Genomic DNA, 25,281 nt, shown 5'->3' with positions numbered 1-25,281 from the left:
CGATATAGTCGAATTATGGTTCGGAGTGCGCAATGCTGCGATAATCGCCAAGCAAAACGCTGAGATTACATCCGCAAGAACCTGATCTAGATAGTGCTAGCGAAGGGAAACATCATGACAACAATTGCACAAACAAACGCTGATAGCAACGTAGCAAACGCAAATACAAACGAAACTACACGCGCAACTAAACCCGCAACTTTCTCAACCCCACGAGAAAACTCGTTACCGCAGCTCGGTGACCCAATCATTCCGCGCGTGCTCTCCATTGCCGGCACGGACCCAACTGGCGGCGCCGGCATCCAAGCCGATCTCAAATCAATCATGGCATCCCACGGCTTCGGCATGTGCGTAACCACCAATCTGGTCGCTCAAAACACGTGCGGCGTGCGCGAAGTCTACACTCCGCCAACCTCATTCCTACGCGCCCAACTCGAAGCCGTATTCGACGACGTACAAATTGACGCTGTTAAACTCGGCATGCTCGGCGACAAACCATATATCGAACTCGTGCGCGACTGGCTCGCGTCGCACCCTGTGCCGGTTATCGTGCTCGACCCGGTGATGGTAGCCACCTCTGGCGACCGTCTACTCGAGCAATCAGCCGAGGAAACATTGCGCGAATTTGCAGCAAAAGCGGATATTATTACCCCAAATATTCCCGAACTTGCCGTATTGTGCGAGCAGCAGCCGGCCACCAACTTTGCTGAAGCGTGCGCGCAGGCTCGCAGCTGGGCTGCCGACAACAACACCGTGGTAATCGTGAAAGGCGGCCACTTAACCGGTACGGACGCTGGAAACACGGCGGTATTCCCGGACGGCACCGAAATTCACGTGCCTTCTCCACGCGTCGACACCGCCACGACTCACGGAACTGGTTGCTCGCTGTCGTCGTCGCTGGCAGCTCGCGTAGGTTTGGCGCTTCGCGAAGGTAAAAAGCTTGAGGATCACGCAACCGTCGCGGAGGCGTTGGCTTGGACCACGCATTGGCTTAACGAGGCGATTGCGCACGGTGAAGATTTGCACGTTGGGAAGGGCCATGGGCCGGTGAATCACGCGGCGCGTCAGTATAGGATGGAGCTTGATTCTTCGGCGACTCCTTGGGAGTTTATGAAGGTTGACGTGCGAGAGTTGGACGGTACGAAGCCGCAAACTTGCGTTGCGCCTGCGCGCACTGAGGCTCGTAAGCCGTGGATTGCTGCGGCTGGACCGTGGACTGAGGCGTTGTGGAAGGCGAGTGCCGACGTCGATAACAATATTGTGCGCATGCCGTTCGTTCAGGCGCTTGGCGACGGTTCTCTTGACGAGGATTTGTTCGACTTTTATCTGAATCAGGATGCGGAATATTTGAAGCGCTACTCTAGGGCTTTGGCGGCTTGTGGAGCTAAAGCGCATGATGACAAGGCGCGTGTGCACTGGTCGTCTAGCTCCGCGGAGTGCATTGAGGCTGAGTCTGAGCTGCATCGCGGCTGGTTTAAGAAGACGGGTCAGCCGATGCGCCCGGTGTGCTCGCCTGTGACGCTGGCTTACGTGAATCACTTGCTCGCTTCGACGTTGGGCGAGGATTATGTGGTGGCGGTTGCCAGCGTGCTTCCGTGCTACTGGCTGTATGAGGAAGTTGGTCACGTGCTCGCTGAGGCGCTTAAGCCAGGAAATCCGTACTATGAGTGGATTGAGATGTATTCTTCGGAAGGTTTCGACGCGTGCGTTCGTACGGCAATTGAGTGCGTAGAGCAGGCTTTTGAGGAGGCGTCGCCGAAGCAGCGCGTGCTTGCGGCGCAGGCGTATATGACATCGTGCGTGTACGAGTACGATTTCTTTAACCAAGCGCATCGCGCTCTGCGTTAATGCTCCAAGCGCTTTGACCGAGTTTGAAATCATTGGGATTTCAAGCTCGGTCAAAGCGCTGCGCGAGCGTTGGCTGTTTTTGTAACATTCTCCGGAGTTTTTCCCGCAAATGTTCCATAATTACGCAAATTCAGCAACATTTTCCGGAGAAAAAACTCCCGCAAATGTTCCATAAATTGACCAAAACGCTCGCGCGGATTGCGACGCGCTCGCTACGAAACTCGCGTTGGAAGTCCCCCGGACTTCCAACTTAAGCGAGTTTCCGCTCCGAGTTGCTTTCGCGCGCGCAATGCTGCGCTCAAGCAGGTCGTCACGCGCCTTACTCAGTAATCACGCGCTTAAGCTCGCGCGCAACTTTCGCCGCATCCTCAGCGCACATAAGCGCCGACACAGTGCACACGCCGTCAATCTCAAGACCTCTAATAGGAAACACTGTGTTCTCGTGAATTCCGCCAATTGCCAACGTTTTTACGCCCATCGTGTGCGCAACTTTCGCAACCTCATTCACGCCCTCAACTCCCAGCGGCGGCACATCGTGCGCTTTCGTATGCGTTTCAAAAGCGGCACCAATACCAATCACATCCGGCAGAGGTACGTCGCTTTCCTTGCACTCGCGGTACGCTTTCTCCATCAAATCCGGGCGAGCGCAAGAAAGCCCAACCATCCACTCAGCCGGCATGGCCTTACGCGCCTCAACAAATGGCATATCCTTCTGCCCAATATGCAAGTTAAAACCAAGCCGAGCGGCGCAATCAACGTGATCGTCAATAAATACTGGCACATCGCCGTGGCCGGAATCAATCAACGTGTGACGCAACTTCTTAGCCTTAGCCGCAATCTCGGCATCGTCGGAATACTTGTCGCGCAACTGCACAACCGTAACGCCGCCTTCAATCGACTCCACGGCAACTTCTTCTTCCGGACGATTTCCCATGCGCGGATCCGTAACCAAGTACAGCGTCCAATCCACAGGTTCCACAGTAAACTCAATATTAGTAAGCTCAAGCATGTCGTCTACGCTCAGCGTTGAAAGCGCGTCCATCCACAACGTGCGGAATGTGCCGGGAGCCGTGGTTTGGCGGGCGGCCCAAGTTCCAGCGGCGGCGGCGTGCATGTGCGCAGCAACAGTTGCGGCGAGCGGGCGCTCCGGGTTCGCTCCAACGTACGCTGCAACCAACGCTCCCAAAGCGCAACCGGTTCCAACAACTTTAGTCATAGCTGCGTGGCCGCCTGTTACGCGAGCCAAGCAGCCGTGACCGTAAATCGCATCCTTTTCGCCGGAAACTGCCACTACTGAGCCGTACTTTTTAGCCAATTCGCGCGCGGCCTGAAGCGCGTCGTTCACGCTATCGTGTGAATCAACGCCCTTGCCGTTGCTTTCCTTGCCGGCGAGCGCCATGATTTCGGAAGCGTTCGCGCGAATTACAGTAGGGTGGTGCTTAACGATTTCGTGGATAAAGCGCGTGCGTGGGGCGAGCGCCGGCACGCCAATGCCAACCGGGTCAAGCACCCATGGGGTATCGGCTTTTTCGCAGCCTTCAACGGCGGCTCGCATATATTCTGAAGTTTCCGGCTGGTGGAATGTGCCGACGTTGATGAGCACGCCGGTGGCGATTTGGGCGAGTTCGCGCGCTTCTTCCGGGTCGGTGACCATAATCGGCGAGGCTCCTGCGGCGAGCAGCGCGTTGGCGGTGATGTCTTGCACGATTACGTTCGTGATGCAGTGGGTGAGTGGCTGCGTTGCGCGCACGCGTTCGACGCATTGGCGCACGTCGGCAAGGAACATGCGGCGGTGGGCGCGCGCGGAGAAGCAGGTGTCGACTTTGGTTGCGTTGGTTGCGTTTGCTTCGTTGCAGTTATTGGTTTCTGGGGCGTTATCTTTTGTCATAATGTTTCCCTTCGCTAGCACTATCTAGATCAGGTTCTGCGGATGTAATCTCAGCGCAGTCCGCGATTTTGCGGCGATTGCGCACTCCGAACCATAGTTAGACTATATCGTTCACATACTACTTAGTGGAGTAGCGAGCGCATAGAGCGCGAGCGTTGGCTTTTGTGGAACATTCTCCGGAGTTTTTTCTCCGGAAAATGTTGCTGGATTTGCGTAATTATGGAACATTTGCCGTGTATTTCTCCGGCAAATGTTGCTGGATTTGCGTAATTATGGAACATTTGCCGTGTATTTTTCCGGCGTTTGTTGTTGTTTTGGTGGTTTTTTGGAACATTTGCGGGAGATTTCCCGGCGTTTGAACGTATCTACAAAAAGTGCGCCGCATTTTTGCAATTTCTTCTACAGATTTTCCCTTTCCGATGTGTAAGTATGAGTATGGTAAAAAATAAGTGATTAAAGTTACGAAAGCGAGATAACATGACGAACGATTCCGCGCTAAAGCAACAAACCCCACTCACCAATCGCGAATACGCCTCGCGCACTGCAATCCGCGCAATTGCAATAGTCGCGTCCGTTTATGGCATGGCGGCTTCCTGGGAAGGTTGGATGTCGCTTACATATTTCACTAACCTTTCCAATCTCGCGGTGTGCGTAGCTATGGTTGGCTCGCTTGCGTTGGATTCCGTCGCTTTTGCGCGCGCCCGCAGTTCCGCAACTTCCGCAGCCCAAGATTCCGCAGTCTCCGCCGCCTCAACAGAATCCCCAGCCTCCGACGCCTGGTTCGATACAAAATCCAACGCCTGGTACGTTTTCAAATTCATGGTGACTATTGCCATTGCCGTCACCTTTACGCTGTACCTTTGCTTCCTCGCTCCAACGAATAAGCTCGGCTTCGTGGGCGCGTACATGAATAACGGCTGCAGTAGCCTTTGCGTGCACGCAATCGCCCCACTTCTTGCGATTGCTGATTTTGTGCTGTTTGATTACCGCTTCCGCTCCACGCGCGCCCATTTGTATGTTGCGACCGTGCCGCCGCTGCTGTACGTTGCTTATGCCGTGATGTTAAGCGAGTGCGTTGGCGTCCGCTGGGGTGTGCATACCATGCGCGCGCCTTACAATTTCCTTAATTATGGTGCTCCTGCTGGCTGGTTTGGTTTCGCACCGCAGACTTTTAATGCCACGACGCTCGGCGTGGGTGTGCTGTATTTGCTTATTGTGTTTACGCTGATTTTTATTGGCGTTGGCCGCGTGTTTTTGGCGCTTAAGGATGCTCGCGCTCGCGCAATTTTGCAAAATTAGCACGTTGCGAAATACGTTGCAAAATTAGCACGTTACGAAATTAGCGTTTCCCACGTTACGAAATACGTTGCAAAATTAATACGCTACGAAATTAGCGTCGACTTCCTTCCCACTATTGCCTCGTTGCTAGAATTGGGCGTATGTGTGAAAATACTGCGCTTCAAGCGTTATTTGATGGCACTTTGCGCAATGCTCAAGGTCAGGAAACGCGCGCTATGCTGGTGTATGGCGCTCCTAATACTGGCAAAACGAGTTTTGCTGTGCGCGCGGCTGTTGCGGGTTGTCGCCGCTGGCCTCAGCGCGTGACGGCTATGGTTGTGCAGAATCGTACGCTTGCTGCGAGTATTGACGCTAGTATTATTCGCGAACTTGGTGTGAGCCGGCAGTCGCGTCCGGTTGGCACGTTGGCTTCGTTAGCGTTTCGTATTATTTCCGCGTACTGCAAGTCGCAGCATAAGCCTGCTCCGAAGCTGCTCAACGGTGCTGAGCAGGATGCGCTGCTTCGTAAAGTGGTGCGTTCGCATGTGCAGCATGTTGAGCGTGGGGATAATGGAGATTGTGCGGTTTGTGCGCTGTTGCAAGAGTATTTTGGCACGCCTTCGTGGGTTGGTACTTTGACGTGTGGTGGCGAAGATGGTGCGAACGTTTCCGCAACTTCCGTAACTTCTGCAGCTTCTGCAGCTTCCGCAACTTCCGTATCTTCGACTTACGCAACCGTCAATTCGCAGCTTGAGATCAGTAATGCTTTTATGCACCAGTTGCGCGATATGATTGCGCGACTTGATGAGCTTGGGGTTGGCGACGCGGCTAGTGAGCAAGCGGTTTTTGCGGCATTGGATTCCGTGGAGTCAACTATATCTTCGTCGACTATGCCGCAAGTGCGCGTGTTGCTTGATCGTCGTCGTACGCAGTGGCGGCTTGCTTTTGCGCTTCGTACGCAATATCGTGAGGCGTTGGCTTCTGCTTATGTTGGTTCGTTTCGTCTCGACACTTCGCAGCTGTTGGTTGAGGGTGTGAAGGCTGCCAAATATTTGCAACAGTCTGCGGAGTTGCCGGTTCTTTTGGTGGTTGATGATTTTCAGGATATTACGCTTGCTGGCTTGAGTTTTGTGGAAACGTTGGTTTCGCTTGGCACTCGCGTGGTGCTGTTGGCAAATCCGGATGAATCGGTGCAGGCTTTTAGGGGAGCGTATCCGGATTATAGTGTTACTGTAGCTGTGGAAGGGCCGTTGCGTGCGGCTGAATATACGTTGAGTCAGCTGGATAAGTCAGGCCAGCTAAACACAACAAACCAGCTGAACCAAACAAACCAGCTAAACACAACGAGTCAGCTGCTCCCAACGCAACAATCTTCCCCTCAGCCGTCTTCGCAACTTTCAGCTCCGACGATGCGCGATATTCTTTCGGCGCGCGTTTCACTTTCGCTTACGTCGCAGCATAGTACGGATGTTGCGCTTCCTAATCGCCCTTGGAAAACGCCAATTTTTGCCGGCACACTTCCGGTTGTGTCGCTGAAACATCTCAATAATTCGGCACAATCTTCTAACACTCTTGACGATGATGGTACTGTTTGCACTGCGTTATATCGTTCGCAGCGCGAGGAATTGGATGCCGTACTTTGGCATATCAAGCGTGAGCATATGGTGAATCGTCGTCGGTGGAGTGATATGGCGTTGATTGCGCACGACAATGCTACAGTGCGTCTTTTTGGTGAGCAGTTGAGGCAGGATGGCGTTCCTGTGCGCTACTCGTTGGTAACTCGCCCTTTGAAAGACGAGCCTTTTGTGCAGGGCTTGTTTGCGTTGATGGAGCTTGCCTATGCTGTTCAGCGTGGGATGAGTGGGATTGTTTCGCGTTTAAGTGTTGGTAATAATGCGGGCGATTTGCTACGTTCAGAAAGTTCCGTAACTTCCGCAACTTCCGCAACTTCCGCAAATTTGTCTAGTTTGGCTTTGTGGGTGCGTTCTCGCGTGAATCTGATTATGGAAAGTCCGTTGGCTAGCGTGCATTGCGCGGATATGGGATTGCTTAATAGCGCTGGCGCTGAGATTCCTGCGAAGTTGGGTACGGTTGAGGCTTTGTTGCGTTCGTTGGCTTCTTTGGCGGCTGTGATCGAGTCTGATGCGCTCGCCCAAAGTTCCCCTTTGCTTAGCCTTATGCAGTTGTGGGATGATGTGCGAGCAAAGTTGCTTGTTGCTGCGCGCGAGCGGTCGGCGACTTCTCAAGTGCTTGTTGACAATCGTCTTGTTGAAGATAGCAATATTGGTAACGCTGGCAATATTAGTAACGCTGGCGATAATAGTGGGGATTTGCATACTCTTTCTTTGGACGCTTGCTATATGTTGTGCTTTGTGCAAGCCATACGATATGCGGATGGCGACGGAGCGTCCGATGGTGAACATTCAACGTTGCCGCAGGTAACAGTGCTGTCGTTGCTTAAGACTATGGCTCCTCACAATCCTCATGTGCAAGCGTTTGCGAAGGTGTGGGATTGGGTGCAGCAGTTGGCGTCTGGCATGCGCAAGAACAGTGATTTGTTACGTGCGAAGTATGCGCTTGGTGAAGCGTGGAAGATTTGCAATGTTGACAAACGTTGGCAGCGTACCGCATTGCAGCATAACCGAGAGGGGTATTGTGCCAACGATCGTTTAGATGCTGCGATGCGTCTTTTTGATTACGTTTCTGCGTATGATTCTGCGGATTCTGCGGATTTTGCGGATTACGTTTCTTCGGATTCCGTTTCTTCGGATTCTGAGTATTCTGCAGATTCTTCCCCTTCGCACGCCCGCAGTTCTAGCGATATTGCAGATTTTATAGCGCAAGTTCGCGGTATGGAAATTGAGGCGGATTCGTTGGCTCATGTGGCTCCTCACCCGGATGCCGTCACGCTTACCACTCCTGCTGGTGCTGTTGGGAAGCATTGGCCGCTGGTGTGGATGCCGACTGTACAGCAGCGCGTGTGGCCGAATCTCGCTTCACGTAGCACGATGTTTGGTGCGGAAAGTTTAGCTAACGTAATACTCGCTTCGCGTCAACGCAGCATTAACGCCACTGATCTTGCTGCCAATGACAAAGCTTCTGTGTTTGCTGGCGAACAGCGCAGTTTCTTGCTGGCTGTTACGCGTGCGACGGAATGTTTGCACTTAAGTGCGCAGTACAGTGACAGTGCAGTTCCGAGCGATTTTTTGTACTATTACTTGCCCGAACGTTATTACAATAATGAAGATTCGCGCACGCCTTTTACGGAATTTACGCTTCCTTTTGCTGGTCTTGATATGGATGTGCGTGGGTTGGTTTGTGCGGCTCGTTCAAAGATTGCGCGCGCTGAGATTGCTCGCAATCGTGTTGAAACCGTTGGTTGTGAGAGTGTTCGTTCTTGCGCTGACGCACCTTCGTGTGAAGCTGTTGTGGATGCGGCACAAGCGTTGCAATTGTTAAGCGATAACGGTGTGGAATGTGCGAACCCAAAGCAATGGGATTTTATGAACGATATTACGGAAGATGCAGAAAAGTTTACGAATCGTACGGAAAAATCTGAAAAAGTTACGAAAAAATCTGAAAAAGTTACGAAATATACGAAAAATATAGAAACTGAAGAAAGTACGTCGCATCCTGTGGTGAGTCTGTCACCTTCTGCAGTCGATAGTTTGTGGGCTTGCCCAGTGTGCGGACTATTAAGTCGTCAACTCGCAGGCCCGCAAAAAGGAAGTGTGGCAACGTATGTCGGCACGCTTATTCACGAAACGGCACGGTGGGCTAGCGAAAATCAGCATTACGATCTGCCGGAAACCAAAGTAGAAGAAACTTGCGCTGAAGCATCCGTAACGTCGGAATCTTCCTATTCTCCGTACGTTTCTAAAGTGCGTCGTATTAACGCCATCGCCCAAAATATGGCCGACTATTACGCCAGCATTGCTCCGGAACTTGCGGATATTCGAGACACTCGAGAACGCTACAGTGCGCTCGCACGACAAACGAATATTATGCGCGCGCTCACCACAATCGCACAATATTTAGTCACAGCCTACGATCAGTCAACGTACCAATTAGACGCGCAAAAATCGGATTCTGGCATGTTGCAAACGCTCAGTGCCAGCAAAAAAACGATTAGCAACAGTATCGGCACGTTGCAGAAAGCCTACTGCGAGTTGCCAACAAGCGCTCACTTCGGTTTTGACGACATAACAGCAGTTTTGAACAATACTTTACAAGCTGCAAACTTGCCAACCATGCAATTAAGTGACGTTATTGCGCTTATGGGAGCCTTAGTTGGAGGCTGGCCCGATGGCGTATGCGACAATTTACAAGTGCATATTCACGGCCGCATAGACCGCATGGAAACGCGCACGCACGCCGACGGTTCCACAAGTATGCGCGTGCTCGACTACAAAACCGGCAAAGCACTTTCTGCTAGTGGAGTATTTAACGATTTGCAATTGGTATGCTACCAGCTTGCTCTAGTTTTTGCCGACGAAAAACCGCTTATTTCTAACCCTCACGCGCCAACAATCGCGCGCAGCATGCTGTTCCATGTGGTGTATAACGATACGCCTGCGCAGGATCACAACGTGGCAGAAAACGTATATCAGCCGCCACTTTTCGTTGGAAATATGCTAAATAACAACCCGCCTGAGTCGCGCGTTGGCTTCAAAACCATGTCGCGATTATTCGATAATCCTCAGCGAGAGAAGCTACTTTCTGAGCGTCCAGAAGGAGTAAGTGAGCAAGCGTGGCAGTCGTTCCGTTGCTTAAGCGAGACGGCACAATGGTCACTTAATATGATTGCTCGCGTTTGCTACGCTGCTGCAGTGGTGCGTTCGCAGCGCATAGTCGCGCACCCAACTTCGCAGCATGTGCAATATTGTAGATCGCAACAAGTCTGCCCGGCTTGTGCTGGGCGTTTAGATACCGTTTACGAGGTGCGTCAATCATGAGCGATACGAGCGATACGAGCTATATGAGCGGTACGAGCGATACGTTGAACAAGCGCACGTTGCGCGCCAACACGGATAGTGCGGAACAGTCCGCAGCCATTCAAGCGCCGTCCAATAAAGACATGCTTATTGTGGCGGGCGCGGGTTCGGGAAAAACTTACACCATGACTCGGCGCGTTATTGATCTAATCGACCGCGGTGTGGCACCGGAATCGATTCTGGGCCTTACTTTTACCAATAAGGCGGCTGCTGAACTGCTTGCACGAGTTGCACAAGCCGTCAGTCAGCACGTTCATACGCGCGCTGATTCTGTTGTTTCTTCTGCGCACGCCGGTTTCTTAAAGCCGGAAGTTATGACTTACGACGCTTTCTTCCAGACGATTGTGCGCCAATACGGGTTGCTGGTTGGTTTTGATCAGCGTACGCAGCCGTTGAGTAGCGCGGGCGCTCGCGAACTGATGAAGCCGTTGGTGAACGATTACGTGCAGCAACATCCGGAAGTTGTTACTTGGTATAGTTTTGACGCGCTTATTGACGACGTGTTAGCGCTTGCGGCCGATATTTCTTGCTCAATGATTGGAGTAAATAGTAAGGGAGAATCGTTAGATAGCGTAGCTGCCGCAGTTCGCGAGATTCAACAGTGGAATTCTGCGTGGATTGAGCACGTTCGCCAAGCGCTTGAGCAGGCTGAAACTTTCGAAAGTGTACCCGCCAAGCCGAGTGCTATTAAATTACGTCGCGGAAAAAACGAATCTGATGAAAAATATTTTGAAAAATGCGTAAATTACGGAAAAGAATACGTAGAATACTTGAATATTACGCTAAAAAATACGTGTTACGAATCGTGCAAGCATGTATATGAAGTGGCACAAAAACGTGCGGCCTTGCTCGATTTGGTACTTGCTTTCGACGACGCTAAACAGCGCGCTAATATGGCACAATTTAGTGATTTTACGATTGCCGCCTACTGTTTGGTAACGCATTTTCCTTCGATAGCAGCGCAATATCGAAGGCAGTATAGTCAAGTTTTGCTGGACGAATATCAGGATACTTCCACAACTCAAGCCATGCTTATTGCGGCGCTTTTCCATCAACAAAAGAGTAGCGGCGAAGGCAGTGGTGCGGGGGATGCTGCTAATGCCACGCATATTGCTGCCGTGGGAGATCCTTTCCAAGCTATCTATTCCTTCCGCGGAGCCAGCTCCGGAGCATTTCGCAAACTACAACAAACGCTTAATATCGGCAGCGATAGTCAATTTTCCCTAACACAAACGCGTCGAAACGCACGCCTTATTTTGCAAGCGGCAAACGCTATTACCAAAGCTTTGCGCGTGCCAGCGGTACGGCACAGCAGCTCGCTTGCTTCGGAAGTAGAAGTTAACAATCTGCAATATTTGCAATCGGCACCAACCGGGACGCTGAGCATAGTCAATATGCCTACCCAATATCAAGAAATTGAAGCAGTGGTGCGTTTTGCGCAATACGTAACTCATACGCAACTTTCAAGCAACGATAATACGAATGTCACAAGCCCTCGTGTAGCAGTGCTGTTCCGCAGTAAAACCAATATTCCACTCTACGAAGAAGCACTGCAGCGGGCCGGATTGCGCACGCTCACGGTGGGGTATTCTGCGCTGTTGGAAAAGCCGGAAGTCAAAGATGTGCTGGCTGCGCTCGCAGTTTCGGCGGATCACACGAACACCGCGGCGCTTATGCGACTTATGGCAACTCCTCGTTTTGCGCTCAGCACTGACGATTTAACGGCGCTCGCGAGTGTGGCGACTGCGGCGAATGTGGAGTATGTGTTCCGCGCGCTAGCACAGGCGGGATTAGTGGATGCGAGCGCGCCGCGCAGCAAGTGGGCTAGTTTGGTGCGAGCGCAGCAGTCTCAGGCTGCGCAAACGAACAGCATACACGGTGGGGTTTTTATGGCAGACGTGCTGTTGGAAGCCTACCGGGAGTATGCGCGCGTGGGGCGGAGCGAGCAGTCAGAGCAGCATGCGCAGCCTGAGCAGCAAGCGCAGCCAGAACAACAGGGCCGGCTTTCCCAACTGCGCAGTTCGCTAACCGGCTGTGGATTTGCCGCAGTGCTTCGCGCTGGCGCAATACTCGACGCTATCGAGCGTGCGCAATCCGGCAGCCTACACGACGTAATGCGCACAGCAATCGAAGTGCTGAATATTGACATCGACGTGGCTGTTTCGCGCGCTCTTTTGAACGAAAACTCTAGCAATACCACACTTCTTAGCGACATGCATGCCACGCTCGACTCTATGATTGCTCTCGTTGACGCGTACCTTCAGGAAATGAGTGATTTCACCGCACCAACGTTGCGTGGATTCATGGCTTGGATTGCTAGCATCGACAAGATTGATGACACTCCCGCCTCAATCGACGAGCCGGCGGACGTGGTGCTTCTCACCATTCATCAGTCTAAAGGTTTGGAATGGCCGGCAGTGGCAATCGTTGGCCTGAATGAAGGAAGCTTCCCAAGCAATCAAGGCGACGGTTTGCGCGTGGAACGAGTTGAGCAGTCGTCTAATCCTACTGGACAATACAAAGAGCGCGCTTACGCAACGCTTGAAATTGCGGCGAAAGTGCCAACTCCTTTGCGTGTAGACGCGGATATTCTGCCGCGATTCCCTCATGACGCTAACTTGCAGATCAGCATGGATCCTCACGTTTCGCTCGCCGCTATAAAAACAGTGGAACAAATCGATGCAGAAATTTATGGATCGCGTATGGCAGCAATGCTTGAGTTGGCGGAAAAATTCTACAATCACGAGCAAGCGCCAGATGCTGCTGTGCCTGATGAGGCGCGAGAGGTGTATGATGCGGCAATGAAAACCGGCGCATTGCCGCTTTCTCAGCGTGAAGAACGTGGGCGCGCTTTGCATATTGACGAGCGTCACCTCATGTATGTGGCCTTAACGCGCGCGAAATACGCCACATTGCTGACGTGCAGCCAGAGTAATGCTATGACTGCTGATGGAGGTGACGGCAGCAACAACAATGCGAAAGAAGGTGCTACTTCCGCTGGTTCCGCTGGCGCTCGTACTCGAGTTAGCAAACCTTCTGTTTTTTGGTATGAAGTTTACGAATCTATGCAACAATCCGCCGACGGCAACAATCCTTCTGGCAATCCTTCTGACAATCTTTCTGACAATCTTTCTGACAATACTGAATCTGAAACTAACCTTGGTACAGTCGTTACGAAAGTTAGGGACGCGTCAAACGAAGTCGGATATGTTGTTGGCGCGAATTCGCAACAACTTGCAGAAATTCTCAGCAAGCCAACGCTACTTCCAAGCGACAAAGCCCAGCAATTCTTATCGTGGCCTGCTTCGTCGAGCGCAACTATACGAAACGTGTTACGCAAGTCCGCGCAACTTGTGGAAGAAAAGCGCGAAGTTCCGGGAGAAAGTACTATCGAAAGTACGGGCGAAAATAAAGAAAGCCAACGTCATACGCTTAGCCAGGAACAATTTAGCCAATCTCAATCGTTACTCGCTCGCGCACAAGCGCTTATTCAAGACGGCGATTTAATGCCGCAAGTCGATTGGTATCACGACGTTCGCGCCCTGCAAAACCGAGCTGCACAACTTTCTCAATCCGGCAACATTAACGTCACTACCGTGCAACGGAGAACGGTTATGGCTAACGATGCTGCTGCTAATAACGCTGCTAATAACGTTGCTAATAACGCTGCTAAAAATAGCCAACGTTTACGCAATGAGTGGATGGCAATTATTCGTCCAATTCCGCAACCAGCGTCGTCGGCTTCAGATCTGGGGACGAGATTCCATGCGTGGGCGGAGCAATTCGTGAAAGCCGGCTGCTTGCATAGTGGTTCGTTTGATAGTAGTTCACTTGATTTAAGCAGTGATAATAGTGACAGTGCGTCTTACGAATTGTGGCCGCTTATTGTGAAACAAAGTGCGGAATATGCGGAAGTTGCGGAATCTGCGGAAGTTGCGGAATCTTCAGAACTTACTTTTGCGCAAAAAAATTTAGTTGAACAACTCAAAAAAACCGAAGAAAATATAGAAAATAACGAAAAGAATAACAATATTTCGCACAGTGCGCTAGCAGCTGAACGCAAATTACTAATATGGAAACAGCGTTTAGCAACGTCGTCATGGGCGCATCGCACGCCACTCGCGGCCGAACAACCGATAGTCGCGCACATACCAGAATTAGGCGAGCAAATAATCAATGGCAAACTCGACGCCATTTTCGCAGGAGGACTTAACCCACACGACAGCAGCAAACTATACACCGTAGTCGACTGGAAAACCGGACACAAGCCAACAAGCCCACGCGATATTGCTCTTAAACTCGGCCAACTCGACTGGTATCGACTGCTGCTGTCCCTAATGACGCAGGCGCCGCTCGACGCTATCGACGCCACCCTTTATTATGTGAATGAGGCGGGTGAATCTCAACGAGAGATTCATGCCGAGCCAAAAACAAAAGATGAAATCCTTGCCGAGTTACACTCTGACACGTTGACATTCCTCGATGATGATGACGCATAAGCCTCGTATGGCACGTTCTAGTGCTGCGAGCGGCTTAGTAGAGCGCCACGATTGAAACGCATCGTGCATCACCTCGATAACGTGCAGATTCCTCGTGCAGTGCGTGTGGGCGGGCATACGCACAACATCGATGAAACGTTGTTACACTGCTAAATCAAGGCAAATTTTGCTGCATGTGAGCTTTACTTTTTAGCTCGCTATGCCTGGGTTCAGTTTTGCCGCGGTATAGCGCATGTTGCGTAACGCATATGGTTTAGCGCATGTTGCGTAACGCATGCGGTGCAACATATATGGAGTATGAAGTAAGGAACAGTCATGAACGTGGAATTTCGTCCTGTACAACTCAGTGATATTGACGCTATCGTACAAGAATACGAACGTACCTGGGGTATCGCTACGGAAGTTGGGAAAGATGCGTCGCTAAGTCTTTCCCGCCGTTGCGTGCTGCATTATTTAGAACCATCTACGCACGGCACTCTTGCAGAAGTCGACGGAAAATTTATGGGACTGCTTTTGGCGCGCGTTTTCGGAGAGCCGGTTTTATTCCCAGAAGTAAAGGGAATGCTTCGTGCGCAAGAAGCGAATATGAAAGAAAAAAACGACGCGAAGTATGATAACGCTTTGGAAGAAGCCTACGGAATGCGCGCTTTGGAAACAAAACTTGAAGCGAAATCGCATATAAATAATTTGACGCAAGCCGAGCTGGAATTGTTCTTAGTTTCGCCGGATGCTCGCGGACACGGCGTTGGCGGCGGTTTGTGGAAGCGCACTATGCGCATGCTGCGCAATAACGGCGTAAATCGCTACTATTTGCACACCGATTCGGCTTGTGACGTGAGCTTCTACGATTATCACGGATTGCGTAAAGATGCTTCGTGGAAGCGTGCGGATCATCCGTATGAGGCTCAGCACATGAAGTCTTTGGTGGACGACTTGTACATTTATTCGGGGGAGCCGCGCGTGCGTTCGGAGCGTTGGAAGATGGAGCATGCGCGCTCTCAGACGCGCTAGTGCGGGCGTTTGTTTGCTGGCGTTCGTTTATGAAAAGCGCGCGTTTATTTGTGTGCGTTAATTAGATAAGAGTTGGGTACAGTTGGGTACAGTTTTCAAAAGGAGTAACAAAATATATGTCGTCTCAAACGGCAACAACAAAAACATCCGCAATTTCGCAATATAAGCGACTGTTTTCATTAAACGGGGCTAAATCGTTTTGCGTGGCTGGGGCAATAGCGCGCTTACCTATGTCAATGATTGCGCTGGGTATCGTGCTCGCACTGAACCATTTGTATAACAATTGGACGATTGCGGGCGCAATGTCTGCTTCCTACGTGCTTGCGCAAGCTGCAGTAACTCCAGTATATGCTAAGCTTTTTGACCGTTTTGGGCAGCGAAAAGTAGGTGTGATTGCGCTAACTGCACAAGTAGTTGCGATGATTTCGTTTGCGTTTGCAGCTTTGTTCAGAGTGCCGCTTGCGTTGCTATTTGTGCTCGCAATTGTGATGGGTGTGACGCAGTTTGCGTTCGGCGCGCTCGTTAGAACCCGCTGGGCGTACAGTTTGCGATCGGAAAGTGACGATTCGCTACTCAACGTCGCCTATGCGTTGGAATCTGGCATCGACGAGATTGTGTTTATTTTAGGGCCAATTTTGGCTGCGTGGTTGGCAACTTCTGTGCACCCAGTTTCGCAATTGTTTGTGCCAGTTCTTGCAAGCGGATTGGGTGGAGCATGGTTCTTCTCACTGCGCAACACCCAGCCTGCAGTGTTGAAAGTCGTGGAAGTGCCGACGGCCGCAGCTGGTGACGTCGACGTATTAATCGCATCTCAAAAAGAAAACGAAATTTTAGAAGCCGAAACCGAATCTCAAAAGAAAGATTTTGCACGCTCGTTTATCGACAAATTTAGTCTTAAGCAACTGCACAATCATCACGCAAAAAAGCGCGGCAAAAACGTGCTGCTTTACCGCGGAATTATTCCGCTCGTGCTCATGTTTGTGGTGTTTAATATGAGCTTTAGTGCGTTTGACGTGTCGGTGACGGCCGCTATGAAAGCGCAAGGACTTGAACATTTTATCGGTATGCAGCTCGCGCTTTTTGCTTGCGGATCGCTAGTGGGCGCAATAATCTTCGGTTCGCATAAGTTCCGCGGATCTAACTGGTCGCATCTTATTGTGTTCTTGACGCTGCTCACCGTCGGCTACGTTCTTATGAATCTCAATCTTGACCGACTTATGCTTATGAGCGTGTTTGAAGTGCTTTCTGGACTTTGCGTTTCGCCAATTTTCGCAACTGGAAATCTTATTGTGAAAGCGACAGTGCCGGAAGAATCGCTTACGGAAGGCCTTTCCTGGTTGCCAACCGCTTCGGCTGTAGGCTGCTCGCTTGGGTCGATGGCAGCGGGTGCGGCAATTGATGCGTGGAGTGCTCACGCTGGCATGATGGTGCCGTGGATGTCGACGCTTACCGCAATCCCGATTGCGACGCTCGGCTGGTTCATCGTGATGGTGCTTAAAAAGCGATAGTTCCTTTACGTCTATGTAAAGAAACTAACGGAATCTCGCCAAAAAGTGACAGTTTCGTTACAGCTGTGTACAGAAAATGTCGGAATCTCGCCAAAAAGCGACAGTTACTTTACAGGCGTGTATAGAAACTAACGAGTTGAGTCCTAACGGTACACTAGAAAGCAGTGCGCAATTGCGCAAGATGTAGTGAGATGAATATGTCAACTGAATTAAGAAAAAATACAGAAACTCGCAAAGAGAAGGGTAATTCCGCGCATCGTAGCGGCAAAGTACTCCCACCAGTAGTCAACGATCAGCGCGAAGGTGCACTTATCGCGCCGCCAAAATATCGCAAAGGTTCCATGCGCATTGTGCCGCTCGGCGGATTAGGCGAAATTGGCCGCAATATGAACGTAATCGAATACAACGGCCACATTTTGCTCGTCGATTGCGGCGTACTGTTCCCAGAAGAAGAACAGCCGGGCGTCGACCTGATTTTGCCGGACTTTCACTATATTCAAGATCGCCTTGACAAAGTTGAAGCTTTGGTACTTACGCACGGTCATGAAGACCATATTGGCGGCGTGCCATACCTTCTCAAGATGCGTCCGGATATTCCGCTGATTGGCTCCAAACTTACGCTCGCGTTCGTGGAAGCAAAGTGCAAAGAACATCATATCGATCCGAAACTTATTCGCGTTGAGGGTCGCGACAAGATGAAAGTCGGCCCGTTTAATCTCGAATTTATTACGGTGACGCACTCCATTCCGGACGCGCTCGCAGTTTGCGTAAAAACTCCAGCCGGAACGCTGATTGATACGGGCGATATTAAGCTCGACCAGCTGCCGCTCGACCATCGCATCACGGATTTGGTGGAATTTGGACGCTTGGGTGAGCAGGGAATCGACTTGCTTATGGCGGATTCCACGAATGCGGAAGTTCCGGGATTCGTAAAGCCAGAAACGTCGATTGGTCCAGCTTTGGATCGCGCTTTTTCTGAAGCTACGCGCAAAATTATTGTTGCCAGCTTCTCTAGCCACGTGCATCGCGTGCAGCAAGTGGTCGACGCAGCGCATAAGTTTGGTCGCAAAGTTGTGTTCGTCGGCCGTTCGATGGTGCGCAATATGTCGATTGCTGCGGATCTCGGCTACTTGCATATTCCTGAAAATACGGTTGTGGACTTAAAGCAAGCCAAGGATATTCAGGACGACAAGCTCGTGTATATGTGCACGGGTTCCCAAGGTGAGCCAATGGCGGCGCTCGGGCGTATTGCGGACGGCAGCCACAGGGATATTACCGTTAACGAATACGACACTGTTATTCTCGCAAGCTCGCTGATTCCTGGCAACGAACACGAAGTTTACAAAGTTATTAATAAGCTCGTGCAGCTCGGCGCGCGCGTAATCAACAAAGATAACGCCGCAATTCACGTTTCCGGACACTGCAACGAAGGTGAGTTGCTGTACTTGTATAACATTGTGAAACCAAAGTGCGCTATGCCAATTCACGGCGAGCATCGTCACCTAGTTGCGAACGGATTAATTGCAGTAAAAACTGGCGTTGATCCGCAAAACGTTGTTTTGGCAGAAGATGGCGATGTGGTTGATTTGTATCACGGGAACGCTGCGGTTGTAGGCTCGGTGCCTTGCGGTTACGTGTACGTCGACGGCGATTCCGTGGGTGAGCTTACGGATGAGGAGCTTGAAAAGCGCAGGATTTTGGGCACGGAAGGTTTCGTTTCCAGCTTTGTAGTAGTTGATACTGAGCATGCGGACGTGGTTTCGGGGCCGAAGATCTTCTTGAACGCGGTTGCCGAAGACGAAGCTGATTTTGAGAAAGTTCGTCACCAGATTGTTGAGCAGTTGCAGGATGCGATGATGCACGGTGAGCGTGACACATACAAGCTGCAGCAGGTGATGCGACGCACTTTGGGAAGCTGGATTGCGCGCGCGTTGCGCAGGAAGCCGATGATTGTGCCGGTGGTTGCGGATATTTCGGAAAATACGCAAAAGTAACCAAAATATTTGCGAGCATTCGTAAATAAGCGAAAATAATCGTAAATATAATCAAAAAATAAGAAAAATATAAGGAAGGTATATATGCCAGGAGCAAATCTTACTCGAGTAGAAGCTGCGGAACGTTTCGACGCAATCCAAATGCCAATTCATTACAATGTGTCGCTCGATTTAGGTAAGGGTGGCCGCGATTTTACTTCGCGCACGAAGATTGAGTTCGACGCTAAGGCTGGGGAAACAAGCTTCCTCGATTTGATTGCAAACGGCGTGGAATCCGTAGTGCTCAACGGCACCGCTCTTGACGTTACGAAAGTTTTTGCAGACAGCCGAATTGAACTCGCGAATTTGCTTGAGCACAATACCGTAGAAGTGGTGGCAAACTGCCAGTATTCCAACACGGGCGAGGGCTTGCACAGAAGCGTCGACCCTTCCGACGGAAACGTGTACCTTTACACGCAGTTCGAAGTGCCGGACGCTCGCCGCGTGTACGCCGTATTTGATCAGCCAGATTTGAAGGCTGTTTTCGACTTTACGGTAGACGCTCCAGAAAGCTGGATTGTCACTTCCAACATGCCGGTAGCTAGCGAAACCGCGCTGGAAGGCCGCGAAACCGAAGCTGGCACTTTAGAAAACGGCGCTGTTGAAGGCATGAAGCGCTGGGTATTCGAGCCAACTCCAAAAATGAGCTCCTACTTAACCGCAATTTGCGCAGGTCCTTACGCTGGGTGGCACACGGAATACCAAAACGAAGACGGTCGCGTAGTGCCAATGGCAATGTACTGCCGTCAAGCACTTAAAGACGCGTTCGCAAAAGACGTTGACTACTTATTCGACATTACGAAGAAAGGTTTTGCTTTCTACGCTAAGACTTGGGGAGTGCCATACCCGTACGCAAAGTACGATCAGATTTACGTGCCAGAATACAACGCTGGCGCTATGGAAAACATTGGTATGGTTACGATTCGCGACCAGTACGTGTTCGAATCCAAAGTTACGGACGCCTACGCTGAGCGTCGCGTTGTGACAGTTTTGCACGAGCTTGCACACATGTGGTTCGGCGACTACGTAACCATGAAGTGGTGGAACGACTTGTGGCTTAACGAATCCTTCGCAGAATTCACCTCCACTCTTGCCACCGCTGAAGCAACCGAATGGCATGACGCCTGGAGCACTTTCAACTCCGGTGAAAAAAGTTGGGCACTCAACCAAGATCAGCTCCCAACAACGCACCCAATCGTGGCTCCAATCAACGATTTGAACGACACTTCCGTCAACTTCGACGGCATCACCTACGCAAAGGGCGCTTCCGTTTTGAAGCAGCTCGTAGCTTACGTTGGTCGCGAACAATTCTTTGAAGGAATCCACAATTATTTGAGCAAGCACGCTTACAGCAACGCAACTTTGGCAGATTTGCTGCAGGAATTAGAGCTTACCAGCGGTCGCGATTTGAAGGCGTGGAGTGCGCAATGGCTTGAAAAAGCTGGAATTAACACGATTTCTACGGAAGTCGAAGAAGCTGGCGACGGAACTGGCACGATTGCTTCCTTGCGTTTGCGTCAAAGCGCGCCGGCTGAGCATCCTGTTTTGCGCGCTCACCGATTGGCTGTCGGCTTCTACGATTTGGACGAAGCAACTGGCGAAATCAAGCGCACGAAGCGAATCGAACTCGACGTCGACGGCGAAGTAACGGAAGTTACGGAAGCTCGCGGCCTGCGCAGGCCTGCGTTAATCCTCGTAAACGACGACGATTTAACCTACACAAAGCTACGTTTCGACGAAAAGTCGCTTGAATTTGCTGCCGAAAACCTGTACCGTTTCAAGGACTCTTTGACGCGCTCGCTTATTTGGCTCGCGTTGTGGGATATGACTCGCGACGCCGAATTCCCAGCAGAGCGCTTTATTGAGCTGAGCCTCAAGGCATTGGCAACTGAGCGCGAATCCACGACTTTCCGTTACGCACTCGGCCAGGTTAAGGTAACCGCAAGCCATTACGTAGTTCCATCGCGTCAAGCAGAAGTTGCAAAGCATGTGGCTCACGAATTGTGGCAGCTCGCTTTGGTGGCTTCGGCCGGCTCCGACGAGCAGTTCCAGCTGCTTAAGGCTTATCTTGGCTACGGCGAAGTGGGAGATGCTGAGTTTGTGCGCGTCGCCCGCGGTTTGCTCGACGGTTCCGTGAATCTGGAAGGCTTGGAAATCGACAACGACTTGCGTTGGAGCATTTTGATTGCGCTCGCTAGAGTGAACGATTTGGACGAAGCCGGAATTGACGCGGAACTCGCCAAGCGCGACACTACTGAAAATCGCGAATACGCTTACCAAGCTCGTGCAGCGCGCGCAACGGCAGAAGCTAAGGATTGGGCTTTCGAACAGGCTTTGCGCAATCTCGATTTGACGAATATGCAGATGGGCGCTGTGGTTGCCGGCTTCACAAGCACGGCTAAGGGCGATTTGGTTAAGCCTTACGTTGAGCGCTACTTTGCTGAAGTTGAGTGGATTTGGAAGAACCGCACCTTCCACATGGCTGAGGCTTTGATTGAGGGCTTGTATCCAACTTATGCGGATGTGGACGAGTTGGTTGCGAGCGGTGAGAAGTGGCTTGATGAGCATAAGGATGCGGATCAAGCTTTGCGTCGCATGGTGCTCGGCAATTTGGATTCCTCGCGTCGCGCGCTTAAGGTTCAGCATTACAACGCTTCCTTGCGCTAGTGCGATGTCCTGCTTTCGCGCTGCATTGAGCAGATAAGTTCTTGCTTAATGCGGCGCGAGTTTATTTTCGTTATCCTTGCGTATCGTCTATGAGTTTTGTAACTGATTTAGTTTTTTGGTTTTTACGAGGCTGGAAAATTTGTGTTTGCGCTTATAGCGCTCGTACACTTTGCGTGTACTCGCTGCTGAGCTTGCGTTGAAAGCACACCGGTGCTTTCAACCCTGAGCAAGCTCACGCTCCGAATTGCCTTCGCGCGCTACGCTTTAAGCGCTTCGGCAGGTCGTCGCGCCCAGTCCTTCGTCGCTCTAGCTGTTAAAAGATTTACTGTCTGCTTCGTTCTCTATGAACGTTGCTTCCTCAGTCCTCTTTTAGCACTCTGCTCGAAATTTCTTTAGACTCTGAGTTAATAATCTTTAATACAAAACTCATAGACTCGTGCAGAAAGTTGCGAAAGTGCGTGGTTTACTAAGTGCAACTAAAGTCGCGCAACTAAGCTTCGGGTGGTTTGGTGGTTGGGAGATTATTCTTGGCATGACGTGTGCAGCAGCACTGATGCTAGTGGATTCTAGGCAACAGTACTCAACGTGTGCAGCAGCATTACTGCAAAGCTTCATGAACATTTGCCGGAGAATTTCCGGGGTTTGCGCGACGACCTGCTTGAGCGTAGCATTGCGCGCGTTAGTTTCTTTACAACGTTGTAAAGTCACTGTCGTTTTTTGGCGTGATTTCGTTAGTTTCTTTACAACGTTGTAAAGTCACTGTCGCTTTTTAGCGAGATTCCGACATTTTCTTTACGCTGCTGTAAAGTCACTGTCGTTTTTTGGCTTAATTCCGACATTTTCTATACACGCTTGTAAAGAAACTGTCACGCAGAAGCACAACTGTAAAGCTTCTGGAACATTTGCCGGGGAATTCTCCGGCTTTTGTATCACAACCATGTGCGGAGAAATTTTTTATAGCGCGTTATGTGAAACAGTGAGTAGAATTGCGAATAGTGTGTGACGCGCTAGTATGCAATGTAGTTTATGCGCGCGCAATTGAAGTGATTTTGCGAAAGAGGCTTTATTATGCCGAGAATGTTTGGTACAGACGGTGTGCGTGGGTTGGCAAATCGCGATTTAACAGCGCAGCTTGCGTTAGATTTGGGGGATGCTGCGGTGCGTGTGTTGGGAGATACAGCTCCCGCATCTGCCGCTTCCGACTTTTGTGCAGAAAATAGCGTTACAGAAGTTACAGCAACTTCCGCAACTTCCGCAACTTCCGAAGCCTCAGCAACTTCCGCAACTTCTCACGCCCACTCTCGTCGTCGTGCCCTTATCGGCCGCGATACTCGCGTTTCTGGAGACTTCCTTGCCTCCGCACTCGCCGCGGGTATGAGCGCCGGCGGCTTTGACGTAATCGACGCAGGTATTATCCCAACTCCTGGTGTCGCCTTCTTAACTTCCGTACTCAACGTAGAAATGGGTGCCGTAATTTCCGCCTCGCATAATCCTATGCCAGATAACGGCATTAAATTCTTCGCTCGCGGCGGTTTTAAGCTTCCGGATAGTAAGGAAGATGAGATTGAGGCAGTGCTCGGCCAGCAGTGGGATCGTCCGACAGGTGCCGGTGTGGGTCGCGTAAGTCACGACACTACTACCGCAACAAATCTGTATATTGATCACCTTGTTTCTGCGGTTGCCCCGTTGGGAAAGGATTGTGTTACTCGTCCAAAGCCTCTTGCTGGCTTGCGTGTAGTGGCAGACTGCGCTAATGGCGCCACTTCTGTGGTAGCTCCAGAAGCGCTTCGTCGCGCGGGTGCGGAGGTAATTGTTATTAACGCATCTCCAGACGGATACAATATTAACGATCATGCTGGTTCCACTCATCCCGAGCAGTTGCAAGCTATGGTGAAGGCGTCGAAGGCTGATTTGGGAGTTGCTTTTGACGGTGATGCGGATCGCTGCTTAGCCGTGGACGAAAACGGCACTATGGTTAATGGCGATCAGATTATGGGTATTCTTGCGCGCGCAAAGCAAGCCGAAGGTAAGCTGAATCACGATACGCTTGTGGTTACCGTAATGAGCAATCTTGGCTTAAAGCTTGCGCTTAAAGATATGGGAATTGCGACTGTGCAAACAAATGTTGGCGATCGTTACGTTTTGGAAGAAATGCTTAAGCATGATTATTCTCTTGGCGGTGAGCAGTCAGGCCACGTAATTAATCGCGAGTTTGCTACGACCGGTGACGGTACGCTTACAGCGTTGACTTTGTGCCGCGAGGTTGTGCGCGCTGGCAAGAAACTTTCTCAGATGGCAGCTGACTTCCCGCAACTTCCTCAGGCTCTTGTGAATGTTCCTAATGTTGACAAGATGGCGTCTAAGACGAATCCTGCTGTGCTCGCTGCAGTGGAGAAGGAGTCGGCTTTGTTGGGCGATACGGGTCGCGTGTTGTTGCGTCCGAGCGGCACGGAGCCTCTTGTGCGCGTTATGTGTGAGGCTGCAACTCAAGCTCAAGCGGACGAAGTTTGCGCTCGACTTGCTCAAGTTGTGGTTGATAATTTGAAGCTGTAACGCAATTCGTAACGCAATTTGCAGAGTTGTAACGCAATTTGTAACGCAATTCGTAAACTCGTAACGAAACTCGTAACGAAACTCGTAATTCGTGCGAGAGTTGTGCATAACTCTGGAAGTGCGTGAATAATTTTGGTATACTTATCACTTTAGTGCTGTGTTTGCGACGTGTTCGCAAAGCGCCAGTTTTGTACGTTTTTTATTTACGCCCCCGGGTAAAAGGAGTCCTATGTTTACGCATCACGCAAGTGTCGATACGAAACTCAGTCGCGCTGTTGAGCGCTTGCTTGATTCCGCTACTGAAGACGGTATTTTGCCGATTGTGCAGGCGGGGGAGCCTGTGTTGCGTCAGCGTACGGTTGCTTATGACGGCCAACTTACTCGAGCTACGCTTACTAAACTTATTTCGTTGATGCACAGCACTATGTTGGAAGCTCCAGGAGTTGGTTTGGCGGCTCCGCAGATTGGTCTTGGTCTTGCGATTGCGGTTATTGAAGATCATGTGCGTGACGATGAGGACGATCCGCGCGATATTGCGGAGTTGCCGTTCCGTGCGATTATTAACCCGCACTACGAGCCGATTGGTACGCAAACGCGCAGTTTTTACGAAGGTTGCTTAAGTGTTTCTGGTTATCAAGCGGTGCGCCAGCGTTGGCTTGATGTGCAGGCCACTTGGCAGGATGAAGACGGTAAGCAACATTCTGAGCATTTGCACGGCTGGCCTGCGCGTATTTTCCAGCATGAAACTGATCATCTTCGCGGTGAGCTGTATATTGATCGTGCTGAAATGCGTTCGCTTGCTACCGATGAGAATCTTGAGGATTACTGGGCAGACGAAGCCGTCCCTGTTGCCGCTGCCCGAACTCTCGGATTTGCTATATAAAGTAGCGTCATAAAGTAGCGTCATAAAGTAACGCTATATTTTGTGGTTTTGTAATCTATTTAATACAACCCCCAGGTATTGTTTTGCGATTGTTGCCTAATAAAAATGTGATTTTACGT

11 protein-coding genes and 1 riboswitch are annotated in these 25,281 nt (G+C 50.9%); of the genes, 10 read left to right on the top strand and 1 reads right to left on the bottom strand.

Annotated features, from left to right (window positions below; all coding sequences use genetic code 11):
- Window positions 1-114: 114 nt before the first annotated feature.
- The gene (locus tag AXE77_RS02675) at window positions 115-1,848 is read left to right on the top strand and encodes a bifunctional hydroxymethylpyrimidine kinase/phosphomethylpyrimidine kinase (RefSeq protein ID WP_116711983.1); all 1,734 of its coding nucleotides are present in this window, start codon (window positions 115-117) and stop codon (window positions 1,846-1,848) included.
- 319 nt (window positions 1,849-2,167) lie between these two features.
- On the opposite strand, the gene thiM is transcribed toward AXE77_RS02675, so the two are convergent.
- Window positions 2,168-3,736, bottom strand: a complete 1,569-nt coding sequence (gene thiM, locus AXE77_RS02670) for a hydroxyethylthiazole kinase (RefSeq protein WP_116711982.1) — start codon at window positions 3,734-3,736, stop codon at window positions 2,168-2,170.
- Window positions 3,726-3,835: riboswitch (TPP riboswitch) on the bottom strand. (Overlaps the previous gene by 11 nt.)
- Before the next feature lie 378 nt (window positions 3,836-4,213).
- On the opposite strand from thiM, the gene AXE77_RS02665 reads away from it, so the two are divergent.
- The 9 genes from AXE77_RS02665 to AXE77_RS02620 all read left to right on the top strand — a co-directional run bounded on the left by AXE77_RS02665 (window position 4,214) and on the right by AXE77_RS02620 (window position 25,162).
- Entirely contained in the window at window positions 4,214-5,035 is an 822-nt protein-coding gene (locus AXE77_RS02665; protein ID WP_116711981.1) for a hypothetical protein, read from the top strand.
- A 140-nt stretch (window positions 5,036-5,175) separates the two neighbouring features.
- Entirely contained in the window at window positions 5,176-9,969 is a 4,794-nt protein-coding gene (locus AXE77_RS02660; protein ID WP_116711980.1) for a PD-(D/E)XK nuclease family protein, read from the top strand.
- The gene (locus tag AXE77_RS02655; protein WP_116711979.1) at window positions 9,966-14,507 is read left to right on the top strand and encodes an ATP-dependent DNA helicase; all 4,542 of its coding nucleotides are present in this window, start codon (window positions 9,966-9,968) and stop codon (window positions 14,505-14,507) included. Before AXE77_RS02660 ends, AXE77_RS02655 begins: the two co-directional genes overlap by 4 nt.
- A 315-nt stretch (window positions 14,508-14,822) precedes the next feature.
- Window positions 14,823-15,518, top strand: a complete 696-nt coding sequence (locus tag AXE77_RS02650; protein WP_116711978.1) for a GNAT family N-acetyltransferase — start codon at window positions 14,823-14,825, stop codon at window positions 15,516-15,518.
- Between the two features lie 116 nt (window positions 15,519-15,634).
- Window positions 15,635-17,026, top strand: a complete 1,392-nt coding sequence (locus tag AXE77_RS02645) for an MFS transporter (RefSeq protein WP_116711977.1) — start codon at window positions 15,635-15,637, stop codon at window positions 17,024-17,026.
- 197 nt (window positions 17,027-17,223) lie between these two features.
- Window positions 17,224-19,020 carry a ribonuclease J gene (locus AXE77_RS02640; protein WP_116712071.1) on the top strand — a complete coding sequence of 599 codons (1,797 nt, stop codon included), beginning with the start codon at window positions 17,224-17,226 and terminating at the stop codon, window positions 19,018-19,020.
- An 84-nt stretch (window positions 19,021-19,104) separates the two neighbouring features.
- Entirely contained in the window at window positions 19,105-21,726 is a 2,622-nt protein-coding gene (pepN, locus tag AXE77_RS02635) for an aminopeptidase N (protein ID WP_116711976.1), read from the top strand.
- Between the two features lie 1,068 nt (window positions 21,727-22,794).
- On the top strand, window positions 22,795-24,279 hold the full coding sequence (gene glmM, locus AXE77_RS02625; RefSeq protein WP_116711974.1) for a phosphoglucosamine mutase: 1,485 nt from the start codon (window positions 22,795-22,797) through the stop codon (window positions 24,277-24,279).
- A gap of 229 nt (window positions 24,280-24,508) precedes the next feature.
- Complete coding sequence (locus AXE77_RS02620) at window positions 24,509-25,162, top strand: peptide deformylase (protein WP_116711973.1); 654 nt, start codon at window positions 24,509-24,511, stop codon at window positions 25,160-25,162.
- Window positions 25,163-25,281 lie beyond the last annotated feature (119 nt).

This window comes from Gardnerella massiliensis, from assembly GCF_003408845.1.
GTDB lineage: Bacteria > Actinomycetota > Actinomycetes > Actinomycetales > Bifidobacteriaceae > Bifidobacterium > Bifidobacterium vaginale_H.
This window is presented reverse-complemented; position numbering and strand designations above follow the sequence as displayed.